The sequence below is a fragment of the Indolivaga capnocytophagoides genome, from assembly GCF_036511535.1.
Taxonomy (GTDB): domain Bacteria; phylum Bacteroidota; class Bacteroidia; order Bacteroidales; family Dysgonomonadaceae; genus Dysgonomonas_A; species Dysgonomonas_A capnocytophagoides.
The window spans coordinates 1033996-1050252 of sequence record NZ_AP028867.1; the positions used below are offsets into that span (position 1 = coordinate 1033996).

16 protein-coding genes are annotated in these 16257 nt (G+C 36.3%); 11 read left to right on the forward strand and 5 right to left on the reverse strand.

The genetic code is table 11. The features are described 5' to 3' along the window. Positions 1 to 93 precede the first annotated feature (93 nt). The 11 genes from AABJ51_RS04440 (at position 94) to AABJ51_RS04490 (ending at position 12158) form a co-directional block, all read left to right on the forward strand. Entirely contained in the window at positions 94 to 1185 is a 1092-nt protein-coding gene (locus AABJ51_RS04440; protein ID WP_338374549.1) for an acyltransferase family protein, read from the forward strand. Next, on the forward strand, positions 1182 to 2576 hold the full coding sequence (gene leuC, locus AABJ51_RS04445) for a 3-isopropylmalate dehydratase large subunit (RefSeq protein WP_026625271.1): 1395 nt from the start codon (positions 1182 to 1184) through the stop codon (positions 2574 to 2576). Before AABJ51_RS04440 ends, leuC begins: the two co-directional genes overlap by 4 nt. 128 nt (positions 2577 to 2704) lie before the next feature. Then, the gene (gene leuD, locus AABJ51_RS04450; RefSeq protein ID WP_134435268.1) at positions 2705 to 3295 is read left to right on the forward strand and encodes a 3-isopropylmalate dehydratase small subunit; all 591 of its coding nucleotides are present in this window, start codon (positions 2705 to 2707) and stop codon (positions 3293 to 3295) included. Positions 3296 to 3379: 84 nt separating this feature from the next. Then, positions 3380 to 4891, forward strand: a complete 1512-nt coding sequence (locus AABJ51_RS04455) for a hydroxymethylglutaryl-CoA lyase-like TIM-barrel protein (protein WP_338374550.1) — start codon at positions 3380 to 3382, stop codon at positions 4889 to 4891. A gap of 33 nt (positions 4892 to 4924) precedes the next feature. After that, on the forward strand, positions 4925 to 5974 hold the full coding sequence (locus AABJ51_RS04460; protein WP_338374552.1) for a hypothetical protein: 1050 nt from the start codon (positions 4925 to 4927) through the stop codon (positions 5972 to 5974). A gap of 21 nt (positions 5975 to 5995) precedes the next feature. Continuing rightward, a complete protein-coding gene (locus tag AABJ51_RS04465; RefSeq protein ID WP_338374553.1) occupies positions 5996 to 7255 on the forward strand; it encodes a protoporphyrinogen/coproporphyrinogen oxidase in 1260 nt (419 codons plus the stop codon). Between the two features lies 1 nt (position 7256). Beyond that, complete coding sequence (gene leuB, locus AABJ51_RS04470; protein WP_026625276.1) at positions 7257 to 8324, forward strand: 3-isopropylmalate dehydrogenase; 1068 nt, start codon at positions 7257 to 7259, stop codon at positions 8322 to 8324. Positions 8325 to 8459: 135 nt separating this feature from the next. Beyond that, positions 8460 to 9392, forward strand: a complete 933-nt coding sequence (locus AABJ51_RS04475; protein WP_338374554.1) for an RluA family pseudouridine synthase — start codon at positions 8460 to 8462, stop codon at positions 9390 to 9392. 3 nt (positions 9393 to 9395) lie between these two features. Beyond that, positions 9396 to 9992 carry an IMPACT family protein gene (locus AABJ51_RS04480; RefSeq protein ID WP_338374555.1) on the forward strand — a complete coding sequence of 199 codons (597 nt, stop codon included), beginning with the start codon at positions 9396 to 9398 and terminating at the stop codon, positions 9990 to 9992. 185 nt (positions 9993 to 10177) lie between these two features. After that, positions 10178 to 10960 (forward strand): pyrroline-5-carboxylate reductase, encoded by a 783-nt coding sequence (gene proC, locus AABJ51_RS04485; protein ID WP_338374556.1) that lies wholly within the window; start codon positions 10178 to 10180, stop codon positions 10958 to 10960. Then, positions 10950 to 12158, forward strand: a complete 1209-nt coding sequence (locus tag AABJ51_RS04490; protein ID WP_338374557.1) for a hypothetical protein — start codon at positions 10950 to 10952, stop codon at positions 12156 to 12158. Before proC ends, AABJ51_RS04490 begins: the two co-directional genes overlap by 11 nt. Before the next feature lie 18 nt (positions 12159 to 12176). Here the strand turns inward: AABJ51_RS04490 and AABJ51_RS04495 are convergent, their stop codons facing one another. From AABJ51_RS04495 to AABJ51_RS04515, 5 genes are read right to left on the reverse strand one after another with little or no spacing between them, the layout of a single operon-like run. Continuing rightward, positions 12177 to 12776 carry a hypothetical protein gene (locus AABJ51_RS04495; RefSeq protein WP_338374558.1) on the reverse strand — a complete coding sequence of 200 codons (600 nt, stop codon included), beginning with the start codon at positions 12774 to 12776 and terminating at the stop codon, positions 12177 to 12179. Positions 12777 to 12815: 39 nt separating this feature from the next. Beyond that, positions 12816 to 13589: a tryptophan synthase subunit alpha gene (trpA, locus tag AABJ51_RS04500; RefSeq protein ID WP_338374559.1), complete on the reverse strand. Its 774-nt coding sequence runs from the start codon at positions 13587 to 13589 to the stop codon at positions 12816 to 12818. A gap of 2 nt (positions 13590 to 13591) precedes the next feature. After that, positions 13592 to 14218, reverse strand: a complete 627-nt coding sequence (locus AABJ51_RS04505) for a phosphoribosylanthranilate isomerase (RefSeq protein ID WP_134435274.1) — start codon at positions 14216 to 14218, stop codon at positions 13592 to 13594. Positions 14219 to 14220: 2 nt separating this feature from the next. Continuing rightward, positions 14221 to 15009, reverse strand: a complete 789-nt coding sequence (gene trpC, locus AABJ51_RS04510) for an indole-3-glycerol phosphate synthase TrpC (RefSeq protein WP_338374560.1) — start codon at positions 15007 to 15009, stop codon at positions 14221 to 14223. Positions 15010 to 15017: 8 nt separating this feature from the next. Continuing rightward, complete coding sequence (locus tag AABJ51_RS04515; RefSeq protein WP_051290549.1) at positions 15018 to 16205, reverse strand: MFS transporter; 1188 nt, start codon at positions 16203 to 16205, stop codon at positions 15018 to 15020. Between the last annotated feature and the right edge of the window lie 52 nt (positions 16206 to 16257).

Consider the following 16257-nt stretch of genomic DNA (forward strand, 5'->3'; position numbering starts at 1 on the left):
ACTTTTGGAGAACTTTGGATAGCACAATAAAAACGGAGAGATACAGTTATAATATACAATAAGTAACTCTCTGTTATTTAACCAGAAGCATCTGTGGAGCCTAAAAAATTTGAATATATAGATAGTTTAAGAGGAATTGCTATATTATTAGTAGTGGGAGTACATATCCTTACCTATTTTAAGGGTAATACATCGGAATTTTTCCCTCCGCTATTAACTGAATATATATATGATTTCCGTTGCGGTGTATCACTCTTCTTTATTGTCAGTGCATATACTTTGGCTATGTCGCACGACCGAAGAAGTGATGAGAAATATGCCTCAAGAAATTTCTTTATCAGACGGTTTTTCCGTATAGCACCTATTTATTACTTAGCCATTATTTGCATCTATTTATATAGATATAATTTCAATGTGGCTGATTTCATAGAAGGAACTAAATCATTCTGGTTTGTGAGCAATTTCTTATTCATAAACACACTATCTCCCCATATAATTGGAATAATCGTACCGGGAGGATGGTCTGTTTCTGTCGAATTCATGTTTTATATTCTGTTTCCGATTTTAACCATATGGGTAAAGAATACCAACCGGAGTTTACTATTCTTTTGTATCATGATCACCATTGCGGCTCTATTCCATTATATATATAAAGATGATCCGCTGTTGTCGAAATTTGAATTTATGGAAATAAATTTTCTGTATCAGATACCGATCTTTTTCCTTGGAATATTTGCTTACCATATTATTCAAAAAAAAGATTACAGAATAAATCCGGTCACAATCTTATTTGCAGCTGCGATAATCATTATGTTTGCTCATATAGACTATCCTTATTATTTCCCATGGATTATTGCTTTTACTGTGCTTCTCGTTGTACAAAGTAAATATTCTCTGAAAATATTCTCGAATAAAATTTTAGCTCAGATAGGAAAAGTAAGTTTCAGTATGTATATTATTCATTTCTTTGTAATACAAATACTCGAAAGTTTAGGATTTGTACAAATCATTCCGATCACGAATCTGGCAAGTTCTCTGCTCAACTTTTGCATGCTGTATCTGGCTGTAGCTCTGATTACATTCCTTATTGCCAATATTACATATAAACTTATAGAAATACCGGGACAAAACCTGGGTAAGAAAATCATAAAAAAGTTAGATCAACAAAATAAAATTACTGTATGAAAACATTGTTTGATAAAATCTGGGATGCACACACTGTATCTACCGTAGTTGATGGACCTACACAATTGTACATCGACAGGCACTTTTGCCATGAGGTAACAAGCCCGCAGGCTTTTAACGGATTACGTTCCAGAGGACTCAAGGTTCTTCGCCCCGAAAGAACGACTCTTACAGCAGACCATAATACACCGACAATCAATCAAGATCAGCCGGTAAAAGATCCTATTTCCAAAAATCAATTGGATACCCTTTCTAAAAATGCTCAGGAATTCGGATTGACATTGTATGCTCTTGGTCACAGAAAAAACGGAGTAGTACATATCATCGGACCTGAAAATGGATATACTCAACCCGGTATGACTATCGTATGTGGAGATAGCCACACTTCTACTCATGGAGCTTTCGGTTCTATTGCATTCGGAATAGGTACATCCGAAGTCGAAATGGTATTGGCTACACAATGTATCTTGCAGTCGAGACCTAAAACAATGAGGATAACCTTCAACGGAAAATTGGATAAAGGTGTAACAGCTAAAGATGTTGCGCTATATATGATATCTAAGTTGACAACAGGAGGAGCCACCGGATATTTCGTTGAATATGCAGGTGAAGTTATCCGCAACATGTCGATGGAGGAACGTATGACTCTATGTAACCTGAGTATAGAGATGGGTGCTCGCGGAGGGCTTATTGCTCCTGACGAAAAGACATTCAACTATGTAAAAGGTCGTGAATTTGCACCTAAAGGAGAAGAATACGACAAAGCTTTGACATATTGGGAAACGCTTAAAACAGATGAAGGAGCCAAATTCGATAAGGAACTGGTATTTGAAGCTGCCGACATACAACCCATGATTACATACGGAACTAATCCGGGAATGGGTATGGCTATAAACGGAACTATCCCTACATTGGACGAAATAGATGAAGCCGGACGTATTTCTTTCCAGAAATCAATGGATTATATGGGGTTCAAACCGGGAGAAAAACTTGAAGGTAAACAAATAGACTATGTCTTTTTAGGCAGTTGTACTAATGGCCGTATTGAAGACTTCCGAGCATTTACCAACTTCATCAAAGGCAAGAAAAAAGCAGAAAACGTGATTGCATGGCTCGTTCCTGGAAGTTGGATGGTAGAACAACAAATTAAGGAAGAAGGATTGTATGACATACTTATCGAAGCCGGATTTGAATTACGTCAACCCGGATGTTCGGCATGTTTGGCTATGAATGATGATAAAGTACCAGCCGGAAAATATGCAGTATCGACATCAAACCGTAACTTCGAAGGGCGACAAGGTCCGGGAGCCCGTACTATTTTGGCTGGACCATTGGTTGCTGCTGCTGCTGCTGTTACCGGAAAAATTACTGACCCCAGAAGTTTTATGTAATATCCGATTGCATTAAGGTCTCAGACCTATTTATTGACTTTGCAAGCATAACAGCAACAGTAGGTTATCGTTAAAAAAATGTCATTAAATATTTTCTGTTACTTAATTTACTTAAAAAAATTGTCTAAATGGAAAAGTTTCAAAAATTAACATCAACATACGTTCCACTTCCAATCGAAAATGTGGATACAGACCAAATTATACCTGCACGTTTCCTTAAAGCTACAACTAAAGAGGGTTTCGGGGATAATCTTTTTGCCGACTGGCGATATGAAAAAGACGGAAATCCGAAAAAAGATTTCGTACTGAACAACCCTACTTACAGTGGAGAAATTCTGGTTGCAGGTAAGAACTTCGGTAGCGGATCGAGTCGCGAACACGCTGCATGGGCTATTGCCGGTTATGGTTTTAAAGCTGTTGTATCGAGCTTTTTTGCCGATATTTTCAGAAATAATGCCTTAAATAACGGTGTTTTACCTGTAATTATTTCACCTGAATTTCTTGCTGAAATTTTCAGCTCTATAAGCAAGGATCCAAAGGCTACATTGACCATAGATCTGGAAAATCAAACCATAACCAATAATTCGACCGGAAAGAGCGAATCATTCGAAATCAATCCTTACAAAAAAGAGTGTTTGATGAAAGGTCTTGATGATATAGATTACCTGTTATCAAAAAAAGATTCAATCGAGCAATACGAAACAGATCGTACATTCTAATAATGCTGAATATGCCAATACCTGATTTCAATTTAGGTATTGGCTTTTCTGAACAATCAATCTATAACTACATCCAATGTTACTATGTTAGAAATAATGGATACAACCCTGCGGGACGGAGAACAGACTTCGGGCGTATCATTCTCGTCGCAGGAGAAAATGAGTATAGCTCACTTATTACTGGTCGATCTGGGTGTCAACCGTATAGAGATTGCATCAGCCAGAGTTTCGAACGGAGAGTTTAATACTGTGAAGAAAATTGCCGATTGGGCAAGAGGTGCAGGTTATATTGATCAGATAGAGATATTGGGCTTTGTTGATAATGGAGCTTCTTTAAGATGGATCAAAGATGTAGGATGCAAAACCATCAATTTATTATCAAAGGGATCTTACAAACACGTAACTGAGCAATTAAAAAAAACACCGGAAGAACATCTCGAAGATATTAAACGTGAAATCAATCTGGCTGTAGAAATGGGAATAGACGTAAATCTCTACCTAGAAGACTGGTCTAACGGTATCCTCAATTCTATGGAATATGTATATTTCATGGTCGACAATCTGAAAGATATGCCTATCAAGCGTTTTATGCTGCCCGATACCCTTGGTATATTAAACCCTCATACAACCATGAGAGCCTGTCGGCGTATGGTAAGACGCTATCCCAATCTCCATTTCGACTTTCATGCTCATAACGACTATGATCTGGCTGTTGCAAACGTAATGGTTGCTATTGAAGTCGGAGTCAAAGGAGTGCATGTGACCATGAACGGACTAGGAGAACGTGCAGGCAATGCTTCTTTATCAAGTGTTGTAGCAGTCGTTCACGATCAACTGAATATAAAAACATCTATCAAAGAAGATAAGTTGAACAGGGTCAGTCGGGTTGTAGAGACATATTCAGGTCTTAATATTGCCGCAAATCAGCCGATTGTCGGAGAAAATGTATTTACACAATGCGCAGGAATACATGCTGATGGAGACAATAAAAACAATTTGTATTACAACGAATTATATCCCGAAAGATTTGGACGTGTCCGAGAATATGCTCTAGGGAAGTTATCAGGAAAATCGAATATAAGAAAGAATATAGAAGCACTTGGTATCGAACTCGATGATAAAGAAATGACACTAGTTACGAACAGAGTTATCGAGTTGGGTGATAAAAAAGAGATTATAACTCAAGATGATCTTCCGTATATCATATCTGATGTATTGAAAGGTGGAGAGAAAATACAGAAAGTCAGAATCATATCATTTGCGTTTCTTTTATCGAAAGGAGTACGGCCATCAGCATCTGTAAGGATTGAGATAGACGGTAATGAGTATGAAGGAATAGCTGCCGGAGACGGACAATACCATGCCTTTTCGAAGGCTCTCTGGAAGATCTACACTAAACTAGATAAACAGAAGCCCGATCTTATCAACTATTCGGTAATTATACCTCCCGGAGGACGAACCGATGCATTGGTTCAGACAGTTATTACCTGGCGAATCAATGGTAAGACCTTTAAGACAAGAGGTCTTGATGCTGACCAAACCGAAGCAGCTGTAAAAGCTACCGAAAAAATGCTGAATATAATAGAAGACATGTAAGGCCTTAGATCTTTGTAAATCAGAAGAAAAGGAATGAAACTTAAGATAAAGAATATAATATCGGATCGTAATTTTGAAACGTGGGTAAGTTACCAACTTATTTACGAATGGGAAGATGAACTGTCCCGAACATTACAAATACCGATTATTAATAATCCCGATAGACTCGAAACAAATCTGGTCAACAGGATTAGATACAACTTATCAAAGCGGGTTTCATATCCTTTAATCAAAATAATGCGGCGTATATCATCGTCTGCTAAGGAGAATAAGGAACTAACGGTCAGCTTGTACTTCAATCTGATAGTCTCCGCTCCCATTGAGCTAAAAAAAAGCAGGATGAGCAAGATAGTACCGGTTATAGTCGATGCTTTTATTGATGCGGATTTTTTACCGGAGTTCAATAAAAAGTACGCAGACTGCCCTTTAGTGCTTATTTCAAGTATAGAAACTTACAATTACCTGAAGTCAGCAAACTGTCCTTTAAATATACATTATTGGGGTTTGAGTTTACCCGATAAGTACAAAATGAATCCGGATAGTATCTACCCTAAAAAGTACGATATTTTATTAGCCGGAAGACAAAATAGCTGTCTCGAACAATATCTCGAAGAGTTTATTAAAAAAAACACAGACAAGGATATTAATATTGTGAGAAGCGAAATTCAAGAGGGAGAGTTGATTTTTACATCAAACAAAGATGGTGTATTAGGCAGCTTCAACAGTAGGGACGAATATATGCAGCTACTAAGAAAAGCTCGTGTTGTATTCTATGCCACTCCCGGACAGGATGGAGGCGAAAAACGAACAAAAGGCTATAACCCTGTAACTCCTAAATATTTGGAGTCACTGTCAGCCCAATGCAAAATTATACTTCGATATCCTGATACAGTTGAAACCCAATTGTATGGGTTACCAGAAGTATCCCCAAGTATAGATAGTTACGAGGCTTTTGAGAAACAAATAGATTTGTATATTTCGCAAAAAGACAACTTTGACAGAGAGACATATACCGGTATATTAAATAACTCGTATACCTCAGTCAGAGCACAAGAACTCTCTGATATAATTAAGAACGTATAGATAGGATAAAAAAGAATAATAGTGAACGAGAATCAGAAAAAACTAAAAATAGGTGTTCTAGGAGGAGGTATCAGCGGACTGAGTGTCGCCCGTCTTCTGAATAACCTATATGACGTAGAAGTATTAGAGGCTTTGCCTGTATGCGGAGGGATTGCCCGCACCACCAATGTTAACGGAATAGCATATCATACCGTTGGAGGACATTGTTTCAATTCCAAACATCAAGATGTACTGTCTTTTGTTTTTGATGAAGTACTTCCTTTGGATCAATGGAATAAAATTGAAAGGAAATCGAAGATTAAATTTCATGGATATGAAGTAGACTACCCTATTGAGTTTTCTATAAAACAGATTTATGAGCATGATAAAGAGTTAGCTAAAAAGTTAACTTTGGATTTTCTCAATTCTACAGACGACGGAAAATACTCTAATCTGGAAGAGTGGTTCCAGAAGAAATTCGGAAATAGTTTTGCCGAAGAATATTTTATACCATATAACCGTAAAATATGGAATAACGAACCCCGTAACATGAGTTACCTATGGGTAGAAGATAAGCTTCCGATTCCAGATAAAGACTCTTTTTTCGAAGGGTTAATATCCAATATAAAGGATAAAATGTCTCACGCAGTATTCTATTATCCTAAAAGTAACAACCAAAATACATTTCTGGACGCTTTAGCAAATGGACTAAACGTAAAAAATAATTACAAGGTAACTTCTATTCAATTGAATCAGTCCACAAATAAATGGATTGTAAACAATAAAGATACATTTGATCTGCTTATCAATACGACTCCATTAGATAAGCTCATCAGCCTGTTCTCGGATGCTCCCGAAAACGTACAGAAGATGGCTGGAGCTTTGAGAAAAAACGGAGTATCAAATATCCTTTGGGAAACTCAGGAAACCGACAAAACATGGACATACATTCCCGATAAAGATTATCTTTTTCATAGGTATATCCATATCGGATCTTATTTTACACCCCGCCGGAATATTTCAATATCTGAGGTAATCGGCAGCCATAGTAAAGAAGAAATGGCAAAAGCCGGATCTTCAGATGATTTTCTCATCAGACCATTAGCTCATTCAACTTCTGAATATGCTTATGTCATTTTCGATGAAAATTATACGGAAGCGACCACTAAAATAAAAGAGTATCTGCAAGAAAAGGGCATATACACCTTAGGCAGATTTGGTGAATGGCAATATTATAACATGGATATTTGCATCAAAAAAGCAATTGATTTATCTAAGATAATTACAAATAAATATAATTAAAATGAAATTAAACATTGCAGTACTACCGGGTGATGGTATAGGTCCCGAAATCATTGGACAAGCTTTACGCGTAACAGAAGCTATTTGCGAAAAATTCGGACACGAATTATCTTACGAATACGGTATCGTAGGAGCATGTGCCATTGATCAGGTGGGAAGCCCCTACCCCGAATCAACTCACGAACTTTGTATGGAATCCGACGCTGTTCTATTCGGAGCTATTGGAGACCCTAAATATGATAATAATCCTTCGGCTAAAGTTCGTCCCGAACAAGGTCTTTTGAAAATGCGCAAAGACTTGGGATTATACGCAAACCTTCGTCCTATCACGACTTTTCCCTCTTTAATACATAAATCTCCGCTTCGTGCCGATTTAGTTGAAGGTGCTGATTTTATGTGCGTCAGGGAATTGACCGGCGGACTGTACTTCGGACGCCCTCAGGGACGTTCGGAAGATGGAAATACGGCTTATGATACTTGTGTATATACCCGTGAAGAAGTAGAACGTATACTACACTTGTCATATAAATACGCCCGTCAACGCCGTAAGAAATTAACGGTTGTAGATAAAGCTAATGTTCTTTGTACTTCTCGTCTATGGAGAGAAGTTGCACAGGAAATTGAAAAACAATATCCTGATGTAGAGACCGAATATATGTTTGTAGATAATGCAGCTATGCAAATTATACAATGGCCAAAACGCTTTGACGTGCTGGTTACCGAAAACCTTTTCGGAGATATACTTACCGACGAATCATCTGTTATTACAGGTTCACTGGGAATGTTGCCATCAGCTTCGATCGGAATCCATACTTCGGTATTCGAACCGATACATGGATCTTATCCTCAGGCCGCAGGCAAAAATATAGCCAATCCTGTAGCTACTATTCTTTCAGCGGCAATGATGTTCGAATACGCATTCAATCTGATGGAAGAAGGTAAACTCATCAGAGATGCAGTAAATGCTTCACTAGAGGAAGGTATCGTTACCGAAGATATAGCATCGGGTGGAAAAGCTTATTCAACATCCGAAGTCGGAGACTGGATCGTTAATTTCGTAAAGAAATAAAATTACCAAGACAATCACAAAAGGCAATATTCACTTTCGGATATTGCCTTTTTTCAATTAGTAAACAAGAAGAAAAAATCATACCTTTGTCACTTATTCTAACAATAATACAAGGTCATAGCCCCTAATTGATATATGAAGGAAAAAGCCCATAATACAGCCTTACAGGAAATGAAGGTTAGCAAACCCTCCGAGTTGCTCGATTTTTTGATTGAATCGAAGGTTCGTAAGAGTCGGAATGCCGTAAAATCGTTATTAACCCACAAACAAATCAAAGTTAATAGTCAGACTGTTACTCAATATAATTATGAATTGAAACCAGGTGATAAGGTTAGCATTCACAAACACGATCATAAACTAGATGAGAAAAAGCTAAAAGGGTTGACTATCATATATGAAGATAAATATATTGTAGTAATAGACAAAGAATCCGGTTTACTCTCAGTTTCGACAGGTAAAGAACAAATGAAAGAAACTGCTTACAATATTATAAGTTCTTATCTGAAGGTAAAGAATGCTGAAAACAAGCCGTATATATTATACCGTTTAGATCGTGAGACATCGGGATTAATGGTATTCACAAAAGATCCTGATTTGCAGGAAAAACTGCAAAAAGAATGGATATTACATCCGCCCAAAAGATCATATATTGCTGTTGTGGATAGCCCTTTAGCTATTACATCGGGAACTATTACTTCATGGTTGACTGAAAATAAAAATTTCGTAGTTTTTGCTTCTGAAAAAGATAATGGAGGGCTAAAAGCTGTAACTCATTACAAAGTAGAAAAAGCGAATAGCAGATACACTGTTTTGAAATTGAATGCAGAAACATCAAGAAAAAATCAGTTGCGGGTTCAGTTGCAATTTATAGGACATCCTATTGTCGGAGATAAAAAATACGGATCCAAGACAAGCCCTATCAGACGTATCGCATTGCATGCCAACGAATTGGAATTCAGACATCCAGTAACAAAAGAAAAAATGTATTTTGTATCGGCTCTGCCTAAAAAAATGCAGGTCATGGTAGATGCAATTAATCCGCCTAAACCTAAGGAAGACAGCGAATAATATATGGATACATTTAAGACAATACAAGATACTGCACAGGGTTTATTTACAGAAAAGAAAAGTAAATTTATCTCTTATGCGATTCCTGTTAAAAGTGTCGAGGATGTAAAAACAGAACTGGAAAAGTACAGAAAAGAATATTATGATGCCCGACATGTATGTTGGGCATATATGCTTGGTGCAGAACGCAATGAGTTCAGATCTAATGACGATGGCGAACCCTCTGGTACAGCAGGAAAACCTATATTAGGTCAAATCAATTCGAATGAGCTCACAGACATATTGATACTCGTTGTGCGCTATTTTGGTGGTATAAAACTCGGAACCAGCGGGCTTATCGTTTCTTATCGCGAGGCAGCATCCGAGGCAATAGCAGCTTCCGAAATCATTGAAAAAACAGTGGATATCGACATTCGTTTCAAATTTGAGTATCCCTTCATGAATGATGTTATGAAGGTTGTAAAGGATTTGGAACCTGTAATTATTGAACAACAATACGATATGGATTGTATAATGGAATTACGGATAAGAAAAGCCTTATTTGAACAGTTAAAAAGCAGATTAGAAAAAATCGAGACTTTACATATTATATCCGAATAACAACATTTCTCGTTCTGTTTTATCACTTAGATTTCAAACCTATGCCAATTAAGTACCCCAAAATACCTCATGTTTTTATTAAAGATGCGTCTAAATACAAGCGACTGAACAGATTGTTAAAAATATAGCTTATGAGGAATATTTAAATATAAGATGATAACTTTATAAAATAAATAACATCTCTAATGAAAATAACAATAATAGGCGGAGGTAATATGGGTAGTGCCATTGCTCTGGGGTTGGCATCGGGAAACTATATTACGGCATCAGATATAACAGTAATTAATCGACGTCAGGAAAAGGCTGATGAATTAAAATCCGCAAACAATAAGATTAATTCAGTTTCAAATGATTATTCATCTATATCTAATGCCGATATTATTGTATTAGGCGTTAAACCTTGGATGATTGAAGACGTTCTTACATCTTACAAAGACAAAATCAACAACCGGCAAATTATATTATCAGTTGCTGCAGGAATCACTCTTGACCAGTTGTCCGGATGGACTTATCCTGCATCTCCGGTATATAGAGTAATACCAAACACTGCAATTGCTATAAAACAAAGTATGACTTTTGTAGCTTCTAAAAACGCAACAAAACAACAAGATGATTTAATAATCAGTTTGCTCAATGAACTGGGTAAAACTTTATTAATCGAGGAGAAGCTATTTCCGGCTGTAACATCTTTATCTTCTTGTGGAATCGCTTATGCTTTTCGATATATCCGTGCAGCAATGGAAGGTGGAGTCGAAATTGGTGTGAAAGCCGATCAAGCAAAAGAAATAGTCATGCAGACATTGCAAGGAGCAATAGACTTACTTGCAGCTAATCAGTCACATCCTGAAAGTGAAATAGATAAAGTAACAACCCCAGGAGGAATTACTATAAAAGGACTGAATGAGATGGAGCATGCAGGCTTCACATCAGCCGTGATTAAAGGATTAAAAGCCAGCAATGTCAAATAAGAAGACAAATAGCAAACTTTATTATTTTAATCCTGGTCATGAGAATGCAATTCTCAATGGATCTCCGTATTATACACCTCCGGCTAATATTGCCAAAATGCAAGCCGACTTAGAGAGCCTTCCTGTATGGTATGCGGACTCGAATCATTGTGTTTATACCCGTAATGTCCTATCTCGTGAATTTTCTCTATTTATTACTAATAAAGGGATACCTATCGCCCAAACGATAACACAGGATCAATTGGATACAAACTCATCCTATGCTGTCCACTTTTGGGGTATTTCACCTCAAGCGATACATTTTATTGAAGAAATAAATAGACAAACGGGCTCAGTATTACAAACTCCCGTTTGGAATAATAAATTAGAGGAACTGAGCAGCCGAAAAACCGCTGCAATATGCTTAAGGAGCCTTGTAAACGAAATTCCGAAAATATCGGATAATATCATTCCCGAATTTTATTCTGATTTAAACAGTATTGAAAATACCGTAGCTCTAAATAAATATCAGTTATTAGCAAAGGCTCCATTTTCTTCATCCGGAAGAGGTCTTTTGTGGTTACCTGTAGGGGAACTGACAAGAACAGAGCGACAGATATTGCACGGTATATTAAAAAAACAAAAGTATGTATCCATAGAAAGAGCATTAAACAAGCAAATTGATTTTGCTATGGAATTTATCATATCACCGGATGCAGATGATTGTTTTGTAGGATATTCCCTTTTTGAAACAAACAGCAAAGGTGCGTATACAGGAAATTATTTAGGATTGCAATCCAATATTGAAAACACAATAACTAAATATATTCAAAAAGATTTACTTGAATCTGTAAAAAATTGGTTATCATCATATTTGAAACAAAATTTTGCTTCTTTTTATGAAGGCTGCATCGGTGTTGACATGATGATTTATCTCGAAAATGACTACTACAAACTACACCCTTGTGTAGAAATAAACGTAAGGGATAATATGGGACTGCTAGCCCTACGTTTCAGTCAAAACCACTTGGATAAATCAGCAACCGGACACTTTTATATTGATTTTAGTTCAAAAGAGAATGTCATGTATGAAAAACACATACAAATGCAAGAAGAACATCCTCTGGTTCTATCAGGAAACAAATTTACACACGGTTATTTTAGTTTATGTCCTGTATCTCCGAGAACCAACTACAGAGCTTATATCTTATTGGATTAAGATCTATACTATACAAGATTATTTATTAGATGAATATTTTCTAGCTAAAAAAATCTTATAATAAGCAACGGTTTCATTTCCCTGAATATCAGCGACAGATAATTTCAACTGATAAGGACCTTTCATCCATGTTTGACGTAATTTATATTTCAACTCGTTTTTCGAATCAATATAAGAGACTTGAGTTGTGGTATCTAAAGCAACAGACTGAATAATGGTTTTATCAGTCTTTCCGTATATCGCTTGAGACTGATAATTTTTTTTCCAATAAGCGTATACAACAGTATCCCCGGGATACATTACTGTATCTACTCTAGATGTATCTTTAGCTATATCAGTAGCATCTGCATTCAATCCTCTTATTCGTATATTATAGGATGACAATGCTTTATCATCTTTAAAACGGATTCTTATTCGATTAAATATACTATCCTGATCCATAAAATAGTATAAAGTATCTCCATCAGACAGAGATAACGGATAAGTAGCTGTTGAATCAAGAGCTAATATTTCAAAAGAAGGCGGTGTATTATCATCATTATCTTCTTTGCTGCAGGAAAACAAAAAACAAGTCAGAATAAACCCTGATATAAATAACATAAAATACTTAATTCCCATATATTTTTTGTTTCTCGTTTCTAACTTACTCTTGATATATCATTTGGACAGGCTGTCTTTCAGATTTTTGACAGCTTCCTTTATATTCTTTGAATCTTTCAGCAAAGTTATAAATTTACTTCCAATTATAGCACCATTTGCATTAGCTTGTGCAGCATCTAAAGTAGCTTTATTGGATATACCGAATCCGATCAGTCGAGGATTTTTCAATCCCATAGAATTTATTTTCTTGAAATAGGCTTGTTTTCCATCATCAAAACTGCTTTGAGCTCCCGTAGTAGATGCCGACGAAACCATATAAATAAACCCATCAGTATGATCATCAATAAGGCGGATACGTTCGTCCGATGTTTCCGGAGTTATAAGCATTACTATCTTGATATCGTATTTCTCTGCTATGGGTTTGTATTCTTTCAAATAATCATCAAAAGGCAAGTCTGGTATAATCGCACCATCGATACCAACTTCATTACATTTCTTACAGAAATTTTCGAATCCATATTGCATTATCGGATTAAGATATCCCATCATAATCAGAGGGATACTTACTTTTTTCCTGATATCAGCCAGTTGATCAAACAATATCCGAAGAGTCATGCCGTTACGCAGAGCAATAGTTCCACTAGCCTGAATAGTAGGACCGTCTGCCATCGGATCAGAAAATGGAATACCTATTTCAATCAAATCAATACCATTATCCTCTAATTGAGAAATGATTTCACAAGTATCATTTAATTGAGGGTAACCAGCTGTAAAATAAATGGAAAGTATATCTTTTTTCTTCTGGTCAAAAAGTTGTTTTATTCTATTCATCGTTATATTGTTTTAAAGTGAGATATAAAGTTGTTCAACATATTTATATTTTTCAATCCGGGTTCAATTTCAAATTTACTGTTCAAATCCAGAGCGTATAAACGGGGTAAAGAAAGTTTACTAATGCTTTCGACGTCTGACTCGGATATTCCTCCGCTAAGAAAAAATGGCAGATTTTCTTGATATGCTTTCAATATATTCCAATCGAACTTTATGCCTGACCCTCCATGTTGAGAAGTCTTGGTATCAAATAAGAAATAATCACATACTTCAGTATATTCTTTTGTCTTTGCAAAATCAGCCTCCGTTGAGACATTAAATGCTTTGATTACCTTAACACCTGTTTCTTTACGGCATTTTAAGCAAAGCTCCACCGATTCTTGCCCATGTAGTTGTACATAAGTTAGCTTATACTTATTTACCAATCGGGCTATTGTCTCAAAATCTTCATTAACAAACACTCCTACCCTTTCTATTGAAACCGGAAGTGACGATAAATCGGTAAGTTCCAAGCCTACTGCATACCGTGGAGATTTCTCAAAAAATATAAATCCTATAAAGTCAATCGGCAATTGACCTAATTGATCTATATTTTGCGGATTCTTCATTCCACAGACTTTTATTTTCATACCTATTTTGTTTTCAATTCCTGAATAAACTGGTTTAATGCTTGTCCCGGATTATCTGTTTTCATAAAGTTTTCACCCATTAAAAAACCTTCATAACCAATACCTTGCAACTCTTTTACCGTTTGCGTTTGAGAAATTCCACTCTCTGATATTTTTAAGAAATCCGTAGGTATTTTATCTGCCAGATCAAAAGAACCTTTCACATCCGTAATAAATGTAGTCAGATCCCGATTATTTACGCCTACAACATCCACATATTCATTTATATGTGACAATTCTTTTTCGTTATGAATTTCAAGCAAAACATCCATCCCCAATTCTTTGGCTAAAGCCGCAAATTGTTTTGTTTCTTTTATTGTTAAAGAAGCAGCAATCAAGAGTATGGCATTAGCTCCTAAAACTTTGGCCTGGTAAAACTGATATTCATCCACCATAAAGTCTTTTCTCAACAATGGTGTTTTTGTTAAACTTCGTGCTAACTCAAAATCAGTAAAAGTTCCTCCAAAAAAATCAGTATCTGTCAGAACAGAAATTGCACTAGCTCCATTTTCTGAATAAGATGGAATAACATCTTCTATTTTTGCATTTTCGAAAATCCAGCCTCTTGAAGGTGATTTACGCTTAAACTCGGATATAATACCCGTTGAAGAATTGGCCAATGACTTTTTAAATGAATATAGGTTATTTGTATCGGCTATTTGTGCAGCCAATTTATCAATACTTATTTCTTTCTTTTGCAGTTCGACCTCTTTGCGCTTATTAGCTACAATACGGTCTAGTATATTTGTCATAATGAAACTTATTTATCTTTCTTAAAAACTTTTATCTGAGAAGTCAGGATTACAATACATATTCCAAACACACCGATCAAAGCATACGAGTACCTCAGATTAGTTGCCTGTGATATATAACCGATCAATGGAGGCCCCATCAAAAAACCAAGGAAGCTAATACTCGAAACTATGGTCAACGCGATCCCTGTAGGTATCTTGGTTTTCTGTCCGGCAATACTATAAATAGTAGGTACTATACTTGACGTGCCCAACCCTATTATCATAAATCCGAGTATGGTGAGGGGCAAAGAAGGAAACGCTACAGCTAGAAATAATCCTAAAGAAATAAGTAACCCTCCTGCTTGAATGATTCGTTGGCGTCCCCATCTTTCGATAGCCTTATCGGCAAAGAAACGTCCGGATGCCATGGTAACCATATATGCAGCAAATCCCAATGGAACCAATTTTTCCGAGACTTTCACAATATCTTTAAAGTACAATCCACTCCAATCTGACATTGCTCCCTCGGCAGCCATTCCACAGAATGCAACTATACCAAGTAGATACAAGAATGTTTCAGGCTTATTCTTCTTTTTAGACTCCAGTTCGTCCTTATTCTTTTGCTTTTTTATATCCGGTTGTAAAAACCTTTTATTAACAAACATATTAATCAATACAATTACAGCAACTATCAGAAAATGATAGAATGGACTTAATCCTATATTTATCATCAGCAAACCGATAGCCGAACCCGTGAAACAAGCAAGGCTCCATCCTCCATGAAACGACGACATTATAGATTTACCATATAATGACTCTATACTGACACCTTGTGTATTTACTGAAATGTTGCAGAAGTTACCAAAGAACCCGAATACTATCAAGCTCATAAGCAATGCATATTCCGTCTGAGATGCTCCTATAGCAATAAGGGTCAAAGCATAGAAAAATAAAGATACAGGCAAGATTTTACGACTGCCTATCTTTGAAACCAATAGCCCCGATAATGTCATTCCACAAATCTGACCTATCGGAATCATCAATAAAATTGTACCCCATGCAGCATCATCTAGTCCTAAGAACCCTTTGATATCGGGTATACGGCTCGCCCAACTTGAGAAACACAGTCCTTGAGAAAAATAAAATGCAAATATCCCTAAACGAATTCGTTTTCGCTCGGCATCACTCAGTTTATGTATAACTTCTTCTTCCATCTGTTCAATATGAAATATTCTGATATTTAAGAAACTGCAAGTATTTAATGAT

What these genes read in the sequence shown, in the direction of transcription:
- leuB (WP_026625276.1), top strand. Translation starts at nt 7,257, where the DNA reads ATGAAATTAAACATTGCAGTACTACCGGGTGATGGTATAGGTCCCGAA.
- AABJ51_RS04505 (WP_134435274.1), bottom strand. Translation starts at nt 14,218, where the DNA reads ATGAAAATAAAAGTCTGTGGAATGAAGAATCCGCAAAATATAGATCAA.
- AABJ51_RS04455 (WP_338374550.1), top strand. Translation starts at nt 3,380, where the DNA reads ATGTTAGAAATAATGGATACAACCCTGCGGGACGGAGAACAGACTTCG.
- leuC (WP_026625271.1), top strand. Translation starts at nt 1,182, where the DNA reads ATGAAAACATTGTTTGATAAAATCTGGGATGCACACACTGTATCTACC.
- AABJ51_RS04480 (WP_338374555.1), top strand. Translation starts at nt 9,396, where the DNA reads ATGGATACATTTAAGACAATACAAGATACTGCACAGGGTTTATTTACA.
- AABJ51_RS04495 (WP_338374558.1), bottom strand. Translation starts at nt 12,776, where the DNA reads ATGGGAATTAAGTATTTTATGTTATTTATATCAGGGTTTATTCTGACT.
- leuD (WP_134435268.1), top strand. Translation starts at nt 2,705, where the DNA reads ATGGAAAAGTTTCAAAAATTAACATCAACATACGTTCCACTTCCAATC.
- AABJ51_RS04460 (WP_338374552.1), top strand. Translation starts at nt 4,925, where the DNA reads ATGAAACTTAAGATAAAGAATATAATATCGGATCGTAATTTTGAAACG.
- trpC (WP_338374560.1), bottom strand. Translation starts at nt 15,009, where the DNA reads ATGACAAATATACTAGACCGTATTGTAGCTAATAAGCGCAAAGAGGTC.
- trpA (WP_338374559.1), bottom strand. Translation starts at nt 13,589, where the DNA reads ATGAATAGAATAAAACAACTTTTTGACCAGAAGAAAAAAGATATACTT.
- AABJ51_RS04490 (WP_338374557.1), top strand. Translation starts at nt 10,950, where the DNA reads ATGTCAAATAAGAAGACAAATAGCAAACTTTATTATTTTAATCCTGGT.
- AABJ51_RS04515 (WP_051290549.1), bottom strand. Translation starts at nt 16,205, where the DNA reads ATGGAAGAAGAAGTTATACATAAACTGAGTGATGCCGAGCGAAAACGA.
- proC (WP_338374556.1), top strand. Translation starts at nt 10,178, where the DNA reads ATGAAAATAACAATAATAGGCGGAGGTAATATGGGTAGTGCCATTGCT.
- AABJ51_RS04475 (WP_338374554.1), top strand. Translation starts at nt 8,460, where the DNA reads ATGAAGGAAAAAGCCCATAATACAGCCTTACAGGAAATGAAGGTTAGC.